Raw genomic sequence first — 13,732 nt, 5'->3', positions numbered from 1 at the left:
AGGCTCGACCAGGTGATCTTCGACAAGTTCCCCGTCGTCGGCGGCTTCAGGGAGCTGGAGCACGGTAGTCCGGACGGGCCGTCGATCCGAGCTGCTGCGCGCATGGCTGCGCCGGGGCATGAAGGCGATCTGGTTCGGTACCTGCGCGCCTGCGCGACCTTGGTCGCCACGCCTTCAGCTGTGCCTGACGTGCTGAGAAGCTGTGTCTGAGGGTTACATGACAAGTTCGCCCAGAGCCTTGCTGCGGCGAAGCAGGGGACTGTACTGGAAGCTGACGGCATCCCGGGCAGGGAGGGCATCGGGCGTCGCCACGACGCTCTTCCGAACGGTGCCGTCAGCAACCCCGGCAAGCCTCACCGCTCTGAACTGCGTAAAGAGGATGTGAAAAAGCTGCCGGGCCGCGGGCGGGAAGCCGCCTGCGGCCCGGCAGTTGGTGCGAGAGGTGCGGCGGGTCAGAAGGCGCCGGTGCCGTTCGGGGTTCCGAGGCCGGTGGGGCCGTCCCAGCCTGCGCGGGCGTTGCACCACTGGGTGGTCGGGCAGCTGCCGTTGCTGCCGGAGGTCACGTCGTAGAGCGAGGTCGCGTGTGTGTAGGGGTAGTTGTTGTCGATCGAGCCGGTGTTGCCGGCCAGCCCGTAGACCGAGGCGATGATCGGGGACGACACGCTGGTGCCGCCGAAGACCAGCCAGCCGGACAGGCCCTGGTACGCGGTGCTGTCGTAGACGGCCACGCCGGTGGCGGGGTCGGCGACCGCGGAGACGTCCGCCTCGGCTCGGTTGGCGCAGCCGGTGTTGAAGGAGGCGGCGCCGCTGAGCGCGGCGTTGTACGCGGAGCAGCCGCTGCCGGCGCCGCTCCACGCGGTCTCGGCCCAGCCGCGGCTGCTGGTCGAGGTGGTGAGGTGGGTGCCGCCGACGGCGGTGACGTAGTGCGAGGAGGCCGGGTAGCTCGCGCCGTAACCGCTGTCACCGGAGCTGGCGGTCACCGCGATGCCCGGGTGGTTGTAGTACGAGCCGTAGGTGGCGTCGGAGGCGTCGGAGCCGCCGTAGCTGTTGCTGATCGCCACCACGCCGGAGGTGGCCGCCGCACGGTTCACCGCGGCACCCAGATTGGCGAAGGACGAGGAGCTGGCCTCCACCAGGAGGATGTGGCAGTTGGGGCAGATCGCGGAGACCATGTCGACGTCGAGCGAGATCTCCTGGGCCCAGCCGCCGTTGCTGCGGGGGTACTTGGTGCCGCCGTTCTGGTCGATCTTCTTGAAGCAGCCGTTGGCCGTGGTGCAGGCCGGCAGCCCGAACTGGCTGCGGTACACGCCCAGGTCGGCCTCGGCGGTCGGGTCGTCGTACGCGTCGACGATCGCGACCGTCCGGCCCGAACCGGCTGTGCTGGACGGCAGGTTGTACGCGGACTGCAGACTGGAGGGTCCATAGCCGGAGGGCGTGGCGTTCGGGGCGACCGACTTCAGGGGCGTGAGGTCGGTGCGGACGATGGCCTTGCACGCCGCGAACCCGGCCTTGGCGGTGGCGCAGGAGTGGGCCGGCGCCTTGACGCTCGGCGTGGCGGCGTGGGAGGCCACGGCGGGGCCGAGGACCGTGAGCGGGATCGCCGCCAGGGCCGAGGCTATGGTCAACAGTCTTGCGCGCAGCTGCATATGGGTCTCCTTGGGTTGTGGAGATCAGCGACGGCGCAAGCGTGCTGGAACGGCAGCTGAACGGAAAGCCATGGAATATTAAAGACAGGACTCGTTCATGTTTCCTGCCTGCATGAATGGTGATTCGAGGTGCGAAATTCTGACATGCGCATGGGAGGTTTGGCTATCCGAATCCAAGAGGGACTGCCTGCTGCCGTGCTGGTGACGCGGGGTCAGTTCCGCGGCGTGCTGGTGACACGGGGCTCGTTCCGCGGCGTGACGGTATTTCGTCTTGCTGCCCAAGCGCTGGGCGGTTGAGCCGCCGAATTCGTGGACGATGCGGTCCCGCCGCAAGGCGCGGGACTATGAACGCCTCATGTCCCACGCCGAAGCACACCTCCAGTGGGTCTTCATCACCCTCATGACCCGCCCTCTCACCCGACGAAATCACCGAACGCCGCAGTCCCAACTCTCCTCGCCCAGGCCCTCGGCCACCAGGCCGTCCGCCAGGGCGCCAACGTCCGCTTCGCCAAGACCAGCCGCATCCTGGCCGAGCTCGCCGGCGGCCACGCGGACCGCACCTGGGACAAGCGAATCCGCGAACTCATCTGCCCCGACCTGCTCGTCCTCGACGACTTCGCCATGCGCCAGCTGGCCGCGTCCCGGGCTGATGACCTCTACGAACTCGTCTCAGAGCGGCAGGGCCGGTCCTTGATCGTCACCAGCAACCGGGCGCCCAGCGACTGGTATCCCCTCTTCCCCAACCCCGTAGTCGCCGAGTCGCTCCTGGACCGCCTGATCAACGCCAGCCACCAGGTCATCATGAACGGCCCCAGCTACCGGCCGAACAAGCGGCCCAAGAATCCCACGGATCGAACCGACAAGCCTCCGACGGGCTAGAGCTTGCAAGATCCCGGCATGGGGCTGCACGCAGGACCTAGGCATCGCCCGCTACTGTTCGCAGCCCCCGCGATCTTGGATGATCAGACCATGCCCGAAGCCCCTGACATCGCCACGGCCTGGCGCCACCTGCTGGAGCGCACTCCAGGGACCCGCCAAGGCGACCCGCTGGTCATCGAAGCCGCGCACGCGCAGCCGCAGCTGCGAGCCCTCTACCCCTTCCCGACCCACGGCACATTGCATTTCTTGCGGAGCGCTCCTCCCTGGCGCGAGCCGGACGACCTGCCCTTCATCGCCTGCAGTGGGCCGCCCTACAAGGTTTATGCGTCCGGCTACGCCGCCCTCCTGGGCGAAGGAACGACACCTGAAGAAGCTGCCGCTCTCGTGGTCGCTCATCTGCCGACCGGCACCTGCAAGGGAGGTTGAGGCGACCCAGCCCCTGGGGAATTACGTGAACTCGCCCTGGGGAATTCCCTGATCGTCCACACGGCCCAAGCGGGCCCGGATCACGCGGCCCTCATGAGCATCACCGCCCCGTTCGAGGCCGACCCTCACAGGGTGATCGGCGAGCTGGTCGCCGCAGTCGAGCCGGAACTGCCGCCCGAGACAGTCCAGCAGGCGATCCAGCGCTCTGTCGGCTCCAAGCCGGCAGCCATGCGTCTGGCCCAGGCACTGCAAAGCGGCTTGCTGACCTCGGGCCGGGCCGAGGGCCCGGCCTCGGTGGAGCGGTTCATCCGCATCCTGCAGGAGTCCGGGGCTGTCAACGTCGTCCGGCCGCCCTGCTCGCGCTGTGGCAGGCTGCGGCCGTTGACGAACACCAACGGCGTTGGCCTGCGGGTGTGTGCCTCATGCGGCAGCAGCCAAGCGACGCCGGGATGGGCTTGCGCGGTCTGCGGCAACAACGCCACACCGCGCTACGGCCTGGACCGCACCGGCCGCGAGGCATGCCGCTCGTGTTTCAAGGCCGAGTGCACCGAGGACCCGGCCAGGGACCTGCTGGAGTTCCTGGCTGGTCGCTCGCTGGGACTCGGCAAGGATGTTCTGCGGGCCGTCATCGCCGAGGTGACAGAAGGCAAGCTCACGATCGCCCGGCGCCTGCACTGGGACGTGCAAAACGAACCCGGCCTGGTCACCGGCCAGGCGGACCACTACTCACCGCGGACCGTGCTCCTGGTCGACCGCCTCCACCACGCCGGCGCCGCGGGTGTCCCTGCCCCAAAGTGCCCGCACTGCCAGCGCACCGTCCGGCTCGGGCACTCGATCAAACGGCTTCGGGTCTGCGGCAACTGCTACAACCGCTCGCTCGCCGAGCCCTGCAAATGGTGCCATCGCTCCCGCCCACCCGCCGGCAGAGACTCCCGGGGCCCCCCGTTCTGCAACAGCTGCCGCGACAAGGAGGCGACCTGCCAGGAGACATGCATCGCCTGCGGCAAATACCGGGCTGTCTCCGCCCGCACTGATCAAGGGCCGCTCTGCTCGGCCTGCCGCAAGCCGCCCACGGTGACATGCACCTCCTGCGGCAACCTGCGGCCCTGCTTCCACAGCACCACCGACTCCCCCCGCTGCCGGGCCTGCCTGCTGACACCGCGGTCCTGCACGGACTGCGGCCGGATGAAACGGGTAGTTGCTAGGACCGGCCGCGGCCCGTTCTGCGAAAACTGCTGGGAAGTGGCGCCCGAGGCCCGAAAGCCGTGCGAGAACTGCGGCATCGTCGAGCGGCTGTTCCACTTCGGTTTGTGCCGTCGCTGCGCCGGTGAGCGGCATCTGCGGATGCTGCTGACGCCGCCGGACGGCAAGCCGCGTCCCGAGCTCGACCAGATCGCGGCCGCCCTGCTCGACCACAATCCCCGCAGGGCCCTGCTCTATACGCGCGAGTCGAAAGCGGCCGCAGGGCTCCTGAACGACCTGGCCTCCGGGGCCTGTGAAGTCAGCCATGAGGCTCTCGATGCCCGGACGGTCGGCCACCACCGCGACCTGGCCATCGACTGGTTCAGGTCAGTGCTGGTCGCGGCGGGCATCCTGCCTGTCCGCGACGAGTACCTCGCTCGCCTGGAACGGTGGATCGAGTTCAAGACCGCGGCCCTGGACGATCCCGACCACCGGCAGTTGATCACCGACTACGCCCGCTGGGACCGGGTCGCTCGCATCCGGCGCCGGGCGCGCGGAAAGCCGATCGCCGCCTCGACAGCGGACATCACACAGACGCAGATTTCCAAGGCCGTGCTGTTTTTGGCCTGGCTCAAAGACCAGGGCGAGACGCTGGCAACCTGCCGACAGGCGCACATCGGCCTCTGGCTCACCTCGGAACCCCACCAGGGCCCCTACGCCGCAGGCCCGTTCGTGGCCTGGGCAGTCCGCAGCAAGTTCGCGTCCCAGATCAGCATCCCCACCCGAGCCCGCCGGGTCTCCTGCCGCCCGCTCGATGCCGACGAGCGGTGGACGATTACCCGTCGGCTCCTCAACGACGACTCCTTCGAGACCAAGGACCGCGTCGCCGGTCTGATGGTCCTGCTCTACGGCCAGACCCCCGCCAGGACCTGCCGCCTGACCACCGCCCACGTCCTACACGACGAGGACGGCGTCGCCCTTCGCATCAACAAAACGCCGCTCAGGCTGCCGCCGCCCCTGGACGCTCTGGTCCTGCAACTCGTCGACATCGCGCACAGCCAGGCGCATGCGGTGAACAGCAACGAGTTGAACGCACCCTGGCTGTTCCCGACTCAGCGTCCGGGACGGGCACTGACCAACAGCCGCCTCGCGACCCGCCTGCGCAACATCGGCCTTCCGCCCGAGGCTGGACGATGCGCCGCCCTGCTCGACCTCTGCACGCAGATGCCGCCGGCCGTGCTGCAACGGCTACTCGGCATCAGCCCGATGGCGGCAGAGCGGTGGTCTGCCGGGGCGGTGAGAATGGCCTACGCAGCTGAGGTGGCCCGGCGGCCAGGACCCTGACGCTGGGCCTCACTAGCTTCAACAGGGCTGGGCTCCGTCTCAGCAATGCTTTCGCGTTGAGGGTCCACGCTGTCGAGCGCGAGCTCAATCGGAGGGCGTGACCGGGGACCGCATGCCGAACCACTGCTCGGCGTCCCAGGCATGGAACCGCTCTACTTCGGTGAACCCCAGCTTTACCGCGAGGCGCATCGAGCTGACGTTGGCAGTCTGGGTGTGGAGCACTACTGGCTCGCCGGGAAGGACGCCGTCGAACCAGTCGAGTGCCGCCGTGCACGCCTCGGCGGCGTATCCGAATCCCCACACACGCGGCAGGAACATGTAGCCGAGATCGACCTTCCCCGCGGCACTCAGGGCCAGCCCGCGTTCCCGTAGACCCTCGTGCAAGGCCTGACTCAGGTCGAAGAGGCTCTTGGGTCGTCGCGAGCTGATCTCGATGCCCATGCAGGGAAAAACGTTATCCATCAACAGGTCGGGACCTGCTGCTGTGTTGAACCGGAAAGGCACCCGGGCCTCAGCAAGCAAGGACGCGACGACCAGCTCCGCCCGGTGCCTCAGGAACTGTTCCTTACCAGCCCAGGAGGGGTCATCGAAGCCGCGGAAAGTGCGGGCCATCGAGTCCAGGCCCTGAGGCTGAGCTGTTTCAAGGAGGACGAGAGTTTCCTCCAGACAAGTCAGTACTGGGTCGCGCCACCAGGCGTGGATAATTCCGGGGTACTTGCTGGGGCGGTCCATGTGGACGCGTAGCGGATGGGTTTGGCCGTCGCCCATCCAACGGCGCAGTACAGGAAGGCGGCCCTCTGATGCTGAGTTCACCCGGTGAGGGTAGAGGGCTGACCGACGAAGTGGCGCTTCCGGAGTGACGGAATGCACGGCACCGGATCAGCGGGTGGGGAGGAGCCGCCAGCCCTGACCTTGCGCAGCGTGGATTGAGCGTTCTCACTGAACCTTGGTCGACCGGCACCCTTCTCACTGAAGGTTGAGCACACTGGTCATGGTTTCGGAGAACATTGATAGAGCGGCATCGATGGGATCGATCACGAGTCGGGGGATGCAGGTGAGCAGCTCGTCGAGCGACACGCCGGGTAGGCAGGCGTCGTCACGCAGAGAGAAGGTGGACCGGCCGGACATCGAGTTCCGGCCTGTACGTAACGGGATGGACTACCTCCTCAGCACAGTGACGCACTTGACCGAGGGGCAGCAGCCGCCCGGCGACCGGGATCTGAAGTACGCGGTCCTGCACCTGCATGCCGCCACAGAGGTGCTGCTCAAAGCCCGCCTCGTCCGTGAGCACTGGAGTCTGGTCTTCAGCGACCTGCGCACAGCAACGAAGCGCAAGTTCCATGAAGGCGACTTCGTCAGCGTGACCGTGGATGCAACCATGGACCGCCTGCGCGACATCGTCGGCCTCGACATCGGTCAAGCGAACCGCGGAGCCATCAACGAACTGACTCGCACCCGCAACGCATTCACCCACTACGGGCACACGGCGCCTGCGTACGCGGTCGAGACCCAAATCGCGCGGGTGCTCAGCTTCCTCGTCGACTTCATCCGCACACACCTCTACGACTCGCGGCACCCCAGCCAATTCGGCGCAGAGTTCGACGACATGATGGAGCGCATACAGGCGCGGCTGGGCCGGATCGACTCGTTGGTGAAAGACCGGATGGGCGACGTCACCGCAGCGCTCAGAGGCATGGCGGACCGCACGGTGCTGTGCCCGCACTGCCGACAGTATGCCGTGGTGGTCCCGCTGGAAGGCCGCGACGAAACAGGAGACTTGGGCCTGGGGCCAATGCTGCACTGCCGCTTCTGCACTGCGCGGTGGGCCTCCTGGGATCTGGCGCGGTTGTACGTGCTTGAGGTCGTCGGCCCGGACGACGGACAGCTAAATCCGTGCGCGTGTGGCGAGGAAGTGCCTTTCATCGATGAGCCGTCCCTGGTGATCGGCGCCTCGACCGCAGCAGAACCAGACGCCTTCATGGGGCTCTGCTTCCGGTGCGGAGCCAGGTACTACCCCAAGAGGAAGATCGAGGTAACGCTTGGCTGACGTCATCGCCCTCTCTCTACGATGCAATCGCGGTAGAGCCCTACGTGGTTTGGGTACGCCGACTGGCTAGTGGCGAGGCGGCCACGGGTCCACTCAAACTTCGGTGAGAACCCTCAACCTTCGCTGCGACAGGTCAAGCCCCGCTCTATCGGGGCCTCTGCGCCGACGGCCGCCGGGTTTTCGGCCCGTCCAGCGGGCTCAACGGCAGGAACGTGAGCCACGGCAGCGCCAAGGCCAGCGCCCGCATCAAGCCGCGGCTCAACGGCTTTGTGCTCGCCGGCCATCTAGGCGTCGGCGAGGTGCAGGAGCTCGGGGACGCCCTGGGCCCGGGTTTAGGGCTGGAAGCGGGGGAGGAGGCCGTCGACGAGCTTGACGCAGCGAGGTGCGCCGATACGGCGGGCCAGGAGCAGTGCCTCCGTGGTGGCGGCCGCAGCAGGCTCGGGTTCCTCCTGGTCGAGGAAGCTAGCGGCCTGGTAGGTGAGGAACACGCCCTTTGTTTTATCCCGTGAGGAGGGCAGGAGGTGCTTGCCTTCGGCGATGAGGTGGTCGGCGCGGCGGGTGTCGCCGAGGTCGAGGAGTGCTTGGCCAGTGTCGACGGCGAGGTCGGCTTCGGACACCCACGCGCACCAGGCGGGTCGGTCGGTGCCAGCGTCGCTCAGGTGCTGTTCGGCCGCGTTCAGGGCCCGTAGGACAGCGCTTCGCTCGGTGCGGTCATGGCGGGCGGCCAGGGCGCGGGCGAGCCGCAGCTGGAGAAGGCAACGAGCGGCAGGGCTCTCGGCACGGACGAGGGCGTGTTGGAGGACGCGGCCGGCAGTGATGTGATCGCCTCGCCAGGCAGCCTGGTAGGCGAGGTCGCCGAGGAGGCCAGCGCCCATGTCGCGGTCGCCTGCGGCGTGGGTGTGGTGCAGTCCGGCGGCCCATCGCTGGCTGGCGTGGGTATGGCGGCCGAGGTCAAAGCGGTGCCAGGCAACCGTCTGAGAAGCTGCGTCTGAGCCGTTCATGCCATATCGAGTTGGGCCTGGACGGCACTGGCCCGGGAATCGCAGGCCTGCTGGTGAGGGAGGTAATCAGGTCGACATGGAAGAACGGATCACGCAGGGTTCACCCCATGCCTGTTCCTTCCTCGATGCTGTTGCCGATCGGTTACCGCAGTCGATCGGCTACCACTGCTGACGCCCACGCAGTTCACCGCTTGGTCACCGCGTGCGAGTACGAGCTGTACGGCCGTGCCGTGACCTGCTCCGATCGCATCGCCGCTGATCTCAGCTTGCCTGGCCTGAAGCTCAAGTCCGACACGGTGCTCGTGCCCGACTCTGAGGGAGAGCTGGCCGGCTGGGGGTGGGTGAAGGGCCGGCGGGCTACGGTCCACGTGCACCCCGATCACCGGGGGCGGGGCCTTGGAAGTTCGCTGCTCGCCTGGGCCGAGGCGCGGGCCCGGCAGCTGGGAAGCAATTCGCTTGCTCAGACGGTCTCCGACAGCGATCACGCGGCGGGCGCGCTCCTGCGGTCCAGTGGGTACGCCCGGCTTGTCACTGAGTGGCTGCTGGAGATCGCGATGCCTGTCGAACCAGAGGTGCCTGAACCGCAGGGCGGTATCACGGTCCGGTTGTTTCGGCCCGGTGACGAGCAAGCGGCATACCAGGTCACCGAGGACGCGTTCGACGAGTGGCAGCAGCGGCGAAAGACCTACGCGGAATGGACCCGACATACAGTCGAACGAGCAACGTTCGCCCCTGCGGCATCACCGGTCGCGTTTGCTGGCGATCAGATGGTCGGCGCGGTGCTGTCGCTGGACGTCCCGGGCAACGACGAAGGGTACGTCGAGAGCGTCGCGGTAAGACGCGACCACCGCAACCGAGGGATCGCTCGCATGCTGCTGCAGGCAGCGTTCCGCGCCTTCTACCGGCAAGGGAAGCAGACCTGCACGCTGTGGACGCACTCGGACACCGGTGCCCTGTCGCTGTACGAGCGGATTGGCATGACGGTCCAGCGCAGTTCCACGGTCTATAGCAAGGCGCTCACCACCGGGTAGCCGAAGCCGGCTGGTCTTATGGTGGCGTCATGGAGGAGGGGATGCCCCGGCTGAGACTGGTCGTAGTCGCAGCCGACGACTCCGGGCCGCGACTGTGTCGCGGATGCGGTGGTCCGCTGATGCCGGCGGCGAGGGCGACGGCGGTGTTCTGTTCGTCCTCTTGCCGGTCGAGGCATTGGCGGCGGATGCGGCGTGTGCGGTCGAGGACCGAGGCGGTGAAGGCCGACGTGACGTCCAGCTGCCCGGAGTGTGGGGCGTCGTGGACGGTGGGGGTCGAGCATCCTGCCTCAGCAACGTACTGCTCTCCCGCGTGCCGTAAACGAGCCTGGCATACGCGGCGCGCGCGGTCCGGCGAGTCGTGAGCCTGCGCGTTCGATGGAGGCTGGGCCGCTTCGGGCGCCGGGCCGATACGCCCTTCTCTGTCGGGCGAGGCTGTCGGATGGTGCGAAGTGGTGGGTGCTCAGGGCGAGTTGACGGTACGGTCAGGTGCCGCACCCGGGGCTCGTGGGGGGTGTCCGGATGACCGGGATGGTCGGCAGTGTGACCCGGCAGCGCTACGACGAGCTGGTCAAGCTGGGGCGGGACTGGGTCGAGACGATGAGCGGTGTCCAGTGGCAGCTCGGGGACGCGGCCATGGAGATCGAACCGATGCGTTCCTACGGGGGCACGAACCCGTCGGGGAGCGAGGAGTTGTTCACGGTCAGCGAGGCGATCCGGATGTTCGCCGAGGACGTCGGCCTGGCCTATTCGACCGTCCGGGACTACCGGTGGGTGGCGTCGCGCTGGCCGAAGGAACACCGGCGGGCCGACGTGTCCCACACCATCCACAAGATCCTCGCCTCCCTCTCCGACGAGCAGGAACGGTTCGAGGCGGTCAACAACCCCCCGGCCAGTCCGCGTGGCGGGCCCGCGCGCTGGACGCATGACAGCGCGAAACGGATCGTCGGCTGGAAGGTCGACACTCCCGAGAGCGTCCAGGAGAAGGTGGACGCGATCCACGACCTGGCCGCCGACGACCAGGTTGCCGCGCGGGTGGCCACCGACTTCCTGCGTCGTCCGGCGGTCGCCTCGAAGGCGATGGCCGACGACACTGCCAGGCATGCAGTGAATGAGGCGCAGTTCGACCAGTTCCGCCAGCAGGTCCAGTACGGACAGGAAGAAGCGGCCCCGCAGCTGGACCAGCTGCGGCGGATGGAGCACAACACCCAGTTCATGGACCTGGTCGCGGTCTGCACGCAGTTCACCGTCACCGCCGGAAGGATCGTGCCGAACCTGCGCGGGGCGCCGTTCGACGACGCCGAACGCGAGACCATCCTGCGGGGCCTGGCACGGGTGCGGGCGTCGGCGGACTGGATCGAGAACGCGGTCACCCGCGGCGAGATCGACCTGGACGAGCAGCTCCAGAAGCTGCTGAAGGGCTCGGGCGAGTAGCGATGGGGCGGGGCGTTCCCGCTCACGTCCACGCCGAAGCCATTCTTTCCGCCTTGCTGGAGGCCCGTCCTGCGGGCTTGACGATCGTCCAGCTGATGGCGGCCGCCGAGCGCACTCGTGCACAGGTCCACACCGGGCTCGCCCACCTGCGACAGGTCGCCGCCGCGAAGGGGCTCCCGCCGGTGACCTGGGACAAGACATGGGGCTACCGGATGCTGGAGGACGCTCCGGAGGTCTGGATCGGCTACGAGCGTGCGTTCTTCGAGTCGGTCCACCACCGGGTGGAGAAATTCATCGCCGGGATCCTCCTGCCACACCAGAAGAAGAAGCCCGACGACCCCTACATCCGCACGGTCATGGCGCAGATGGGCGCGATCGAGTCCACCCTGCACCTCCTCGCCAACCTGGAGTGACCCCCTGGAAAGGCGACGGGCCGCGACCGCCCGCAGTTGGCTTATTCTTCAGGTCGCGGCCCGGCACCCCCGTCATGGCGCTGCCCCGCTACCGCTACCCCTCCGACACCAGCGACCTCGAATGGGCCCTCTTGGAACGGCTCCTGCCCGTTCCTGCCTGCCAGACCCCGAAGGGCGGGGCCCCGGAGAAGTGGTCCCGCCGCCGGGTGGTCGACGCCATCCGCTACATCACGGACAACGGGGCGAAGTGGCGGGCGCTGCCTGCCGACTTCGGCATTCCGTGGCGCACGGTGTTCGGGTATTTCGCCCGTTGGGCGAAGGCCGGCGTCCTGCGGCACATCCTCGACCAGCTCCGCCGACGGTTGAGGTTGAACCGCCGACGGTGTCCCTGGCCGGTCCGGGTGATCGTGGACTCGCAGTCCGTCAAGGGCGCGGAAACCGTGTCGAAGGCTACACGCGGCTATGACGCGAACAAGCACATGAATGGGAGGAAGCGTCACCTCCTCGTTGATCAAGACGGCCTGCTCGTCGACCTGCTCGTCACGCCCGCCGACGTCCAGGACCGGGACGCGGCCCGCGTCCTACTGACCCGCCTTCATGCCGAGCACCCCGAAATCGTCCTGGTCTGGGCGGACAACGGCTACGGCGGAGACGAGTTCAGCACCTGGGCACAGACCACCCTCGGCATCACCGTCAAGGTCGTCTCCCGCCCCAAAGGCGCCAAGGGCTTCGTCTTGTTGCCCAAGCGCTGGGTGGTGGAACGGCCGAATTCGTGGACGATGCGGGCCCGCCGCAACGCGAGGGACTACGAACGCCTCATGTCACACGCTGAAGCCCACGTCCAGTGGGCCTTCATCACCCTCATGACCCGCCGCCTCACCCGACGAAACCGCCGGACCGAGGCAGTCCCAGCACCCCTCGCCGCAGCCGCCTGACGATCCCATCGGCTGCCGTTCGGTTCGGCGTCCATCGACGCTCAACCGAACGGCAAACCCGATCACCACCCCGCTTCAGGGCCTCCTGACCTGCGGAAACAGGATGTGACACAGGCACTGAGCGAGACTGGCGCGTTCATCGGAGGGCTCCACCTGCTCACAGACGGACATTGGCTGTGGTACTCCGACCTGGCCCACTACGTGGGGCGCTATCACGTGGAGCTCGACCCGGCGTTCATCGAGCACGCGCGTAGCAACGACTGGACTGCTCCGCAGCTCAGCGAAGAGCGCCTCGAAGCGATGGTGGCGTTGCTCATCGGAGACGAAGGTGAGCGGGGCTGATGTTGCTGCCCGCGCCTGGCCATCAGGCCGAAGTTCAGGTCAACGGGCGCCGACCTGCCCGGGAAACTGGCCCCACTCGGGTCAGGCGGCGGACCATGATGCCGATCATCGCCCGGCGGACCATTGTCTCGGAGCGGGCGGGACCGGTCTCGTAGTCGCGGGCCAGGCGTCGGTGGGCGGTGATCCACGAGAAGGTACGTTCTACCGCCCACCGCTTCGACTGGACTGGGAACCCCTGCTGGTCGGGACCGGGCTGCTCGGCCCAGGCGTGGGAACAAGCTTCTCGCACGCAACGGAGGAACGGCGTTCGGATCAGTGCAGGGTGGTGGGCTCGGTGCATGCTGGGTTCTTGCCTCGCGGTGCGGCTGGTCCGCTGGAGGCGAGGGCGATGAGGGTGTCGAGCGCGGTTTCCAGGGCACGGGGGTCGCGGTGGACCTGCGCGAGAAGCAGCCCGCCTTGGAGTACGGCGAGGAGGGTGACAGCGAGGTCGTCCGGGTCGATCTCGCTGTCGAGGTGCCCGGCGGCGTGAAGGGTTCGCAGGTCGTCGCCGATGGAGGCGGACCACTGGTCGAATCCGGCGGCGATCAGGGCGCGGGCCTCGGGGTCGGTCTCGGCGAGTTGGCCGCCGAGTGATCCGAGAGGGCAGCCTCCCTTGGCTTGTGTGTTCTTCGCCTGGGTGATCACCATGTCCCGCCAGCCTGCGAGTCCTTCGATGCTGCCGAGGTCGGCCTGTCGCTGGTTGCCCAGGATGGTGTCGGCCTGGTGGTCAATGACCGCCTGGACGAGTGCGTCCTTGTCGGCGAAGTAGTGGGAGAGCTGTGATCCGCTGACCTCTGCCGCCGCCCGCACGTCGTCGAGTGTGGTGCTGGCGACGCCCCGTTCGTGGGTCAGCCGGGCGGCAGCGTCAACAATCCGGGCCCGGGTGCGCGCCCCCTTGGCGGTCAGCTTCGGCCGGTTGCGCGCATCAGTGCTCATGAGTCCGACCCTAACACTTTCTGGGTTTGACAACCCAGTCTGAATGCCAAAGAGTGGGTGCTGTAACCCATTTTTGATGA

The 13,732-nt window shown here is 67.6% G+C and carries 15 protein-coding genes and 1 pseudogene; 11 read left to right on the top strand and 5 right to left on the bottom strand.

Annotated elements, in window-relative coordinates; genetic code table 11:
• The first annotated feature begins 12 nt into the window (after window positions 1-12).
• Window positions 13-210 carry a hypothetical protein gene (locus AB0472_RS09400; RefSeq protein ID WP_366354831.1) on the top strand — a complete coding sequence of 66 codons (198 nt, stop codon included), beginning with the start codon at window positions 13-15 and terminating at the stop codon, window positions 208-210.
• 242 nt (window positions 211-452) lie between these two features.
• On the opposite strand, the gene AB0472_RS09395 is transcribed toward AB0472_RS09400, so the two are convergent.
• Window positions 453-1,646, bottom strand: coding sequence for a S53 family peptidase (locus AB0472_RS09395; protein WP_366354829.1), 1,194 nt, complete (start codon window positions 1,644-1,646; stop codon window positions 453-455).
• A gap of 381 nt (window positions 1,647-2,027) precedes the next feature.
• On the opposite strand from AB0472_RS09395, the gene AB0472_RS09390 reads away from it, so the two are divergent.
• From AB0472_RS09390 to AB0472_RS09380, 3 genes are all read left to right on the top strand, one after another.
• Window positions 2,028-2,525, top strand: a complete 498-nt coding sequence (locus tag AB0472_RS09390) for an ATP-binding protein (RefSeq protein ID WP_366354827.1) — start codon at window positions 2,028-2,030, stop codon at window positions 2,523-2,525.
• 90 nt (window positions 2,526-2,615) lie between these two features.
• On the top strand, window positions 2,616-2,951 hold the full coding sequence (locus AB0472_RS09385; protein WP_366354825.1) for a DUF6193 family natural product biosynthesis protein: 336 nt from the start codon (window positions 2,616-2,618) through the stop codon (window positions 2,949-2,951).
• 93 nt (window positions 2,952-3,044) lie between these two features.
• Window positions 3,045-5,477, top strand: coding sequence for a hypothetical protein (locus AB0472_RS09380; protein ID WP_366354824.1), 2,433 nt, complete (start codon window positions 3,045-3,047; stop codon window positions 5,475-5,477).
• 84 nt (window positions 5,478-5,561) lie between these two features.
• Here the strand turns inward: AB0472_RS09380 and AB0472_RS09375 are convergent, their stop codons facing one another.
• Window positions 5,562-6,290 (bottom strand): GNAT family N-acetyltransferase, encoded by a 729-nt coding sequence (locus tag AB0472_RS09375; RefSeq protein ID WP_366354822.1) that lies wholly within the window; start codon window positions 6,288-6,290, stop codon window positions 5,562-5,564.
• 370 nt (window positions 6,291-6,660) lie between these two features.
• On the opposite strand from AB0472_RS09375, the gene AB0472_RS09370 reads away from it, so the two are divergent.
• The gene (locus tag AB0472_RS09370) at window positions 6,661-7,524 is read left to right on the top strand and encodes a hypothetical protein (RefSeq protein WP_366354820.1); all 864 of its coding nucleotides are present in this window, start codon (window positions 6,661-6,663) and stop codon (window positions 7,522-7,524) included.
• Between the two features lie 332 nt (window positions 7,525-7,856).
• Here AB0472_RS09370 and AB0472_RS09365 read toward each other — a convergent pair whose 3' ends face one another.
• On the bottom strand, window positions 7,857-8,141 hold the full coding sequence (locus tag AB0472_RS09365) for a hypothetical protein (RefSeq protein WP_366354818.1): 285 nt from the start codon (window positions 8,139-8,141) through the stop codon (window positions 7,857-7,859).
• Between the two features lie 96 nt (window positions 8,142-8,237).
• On the opposite strand from AB0472_RS09365, the gene AB0472_RS09360 reads away from it, so the two are divergent.
• The 6 genes from AB0472_RS09360 (at window position 8,238) to AB0472_RS09335 (ending at window position 12,677) form a co-directional block, all read left to right on the top strand.
• Window positions 8,238-8,516: a hypothetical protein gene (locus AB0472_RS09360; protein WP_366354816.1), complete on the top strand. Its 279-nt coding sequence runs from the start codon at window positions 8,238-8,240 to the stop codon at window positions 8,514-8,516.
• A gap of 116 nt (window positions 8,517-8,632) precedes the next feature.
• Window positions 8,633-9,556: a GNAT family N-acetyltransferase gene (locus AB0472_RS09355; protein WP_366354815.1), complete on the top strand. Its 924-nt coding sequence runs from the start codon at window positions 8,633-8,635 to the stop codon at window positions 9,554-9,556.
• A gap of 519 nt (window positions 9,557-10,075) precedes the next feature.
• Window positions 10,076-10,987: a DUF6192 family protein gene (locus tag AB0472_RS09350; RefSeq protein ID WP_366354813.1), complete on the top strand. Its 912-nt coding sequence runs from the start codon at window positions 10,076-10,078 to the stop codon at window positions 10,985-10,987.
• A gap of 77 nt (window positions 10,988-11,064) precedes the next feature.
• Window positions 11,065-11,400, top strand: a complete 336-nt coding sequence (locus tag AB0472_RS09345; protein WP_366354811.1) for a hypothetical protein — start codon at window positions 11,065-11,067, stop codon at window positions 11,398-11,400.
• Window positions 11,401-11,474: 74 nt separating this feature from the next.
• Window positions 11,475-12,335: an IS5 family transposase gene (locus AB0472_RS09340; RefSeq protein ID WP_366354809.1), complete on the top strand. Its 861-nt coding sequence runs from the start codon at window positions 11,475-11,477 to the stop codon at window positions 12,333-12,335.
• 105 nt (window positions 12,336-12,440) lie between these two features.
• Complete coding sequence (locus AB0472_RS09335) at window positions 12,441-12,677, top strand: hypothetical protein (RefSeq protein WP_366354807.1); 237 nt, start codon at window positions 12,441-12,443, stop codon at window positions 12,675-12,677.
• A 34-nt stretch (window positions 12,678-12,711) separates the two neighbouring features.
• Here AB0472_RS09335 and AB0472_RS09330 read toward each other — a convergent pair.
• Together AB0472_RS09330 and AB0472_RS09325 are read right to left on the bottom strand one after the other, a co-directional pair.
• Window positions 12,712-12,924: pseudogene (locus AB0472_RS09330) on the bottom strand (IS5/IS1182 family transposase); the annotation flags it as partial.
• A gap of 65 nt (window positions 12,925-12,989) precedes the next feature.
• Complete coding sequence (locus tag AB0472_RS09325; RefSeq protein ID WP_366354805.1) at window positions 12,990-13,652, bottom strand: TetR/AcrR family transcriptional regulator; 663 nt, start codon at window positions 13,650-13,652, stop codon at window positions 12,990-12,992.
• Window positions 13,653-13,732: the final 80 nt, after the last annotated feature.

Origin of the sequence: Streptomyces sp. NPDC086777 (genome assembly GCF_040702065.1) — a bacterium.
In the GTDB taxonomy this organism is placed as follows: Bacteria; Actinomycetota; Actinomycetes; order Streptomycetales; family Streptomycetaceae; genus Streptomyces.
The sequence above is the reverse complement of the archived record's forward strand: the minus strand, read 5'-3'. Positions and strand labels throughout refer to the sequence as shown.

What these genes read in the sequence shown, in the direction of transcription:
- AB0472_RS09395 (WP_366354829.1), bottom strand. Translation starts at nt 1,646, where the DNA reads ATGCAGCTGCGCGCAAGACTGTTGACCATAGCCTCGGCCCTGGCGGCG.
- AB0472_RS09385 (WP_366354825.1), top strand. Translation starts at nt 2,616, where the DNA reads ATGCCCGAAGCCCCTGACATCGCCACGGCCTGGCGCCACCTGCTGGAG.
- AB0472_RS09380 (WP_366354824.1), top strand. Translation starts at nt 3,045, where the DNA reads ATGAGCATCACCGCCCCGTTCGAGGCCGACCCTCACAGGGTGATCGGC.
- AB0472_RS09360 (WP_366354816.1), top strand. Translation starts at nt 8,238, where the DNA reads ATGGCGGGCGGCCAGGGCGCGGGCGAGCCGCAGCTGGAGAAGGCAACG.
- AB0472_RS09355 (WP_366354815.1), top strand. Translation starts at nt 8,633, where the DNA reads ATGCCTGTTCCTTCCTCGATGCTGTTGCCGATCGGTTACCGCAGTCGA.
- AB0472_RS09350 (WP_366354813.1), top strand. Translation starts at nt 10,076, where the DNA reads ATGACCGGGATGGTCGGCAGTGTGACCCGGCAGCGCTACGACGAGCTG.
- AB0472_RS09340 (WP_366354809.1), top strand. Translation starts at nt 11,475, where the DNA reads ATGGCGCTGCCCCGCTACCGCTACCCCTCCGACACCAGCGACCTCGAA.
- AB0472_RS09325 (WP_366354805.1), bottom strand. Translation starts at nt 13,652, where the DNA reads ATGAGCACTGATGCGCGCAACCGGCCGAAGCTGACCGCCAAGGGGGCG.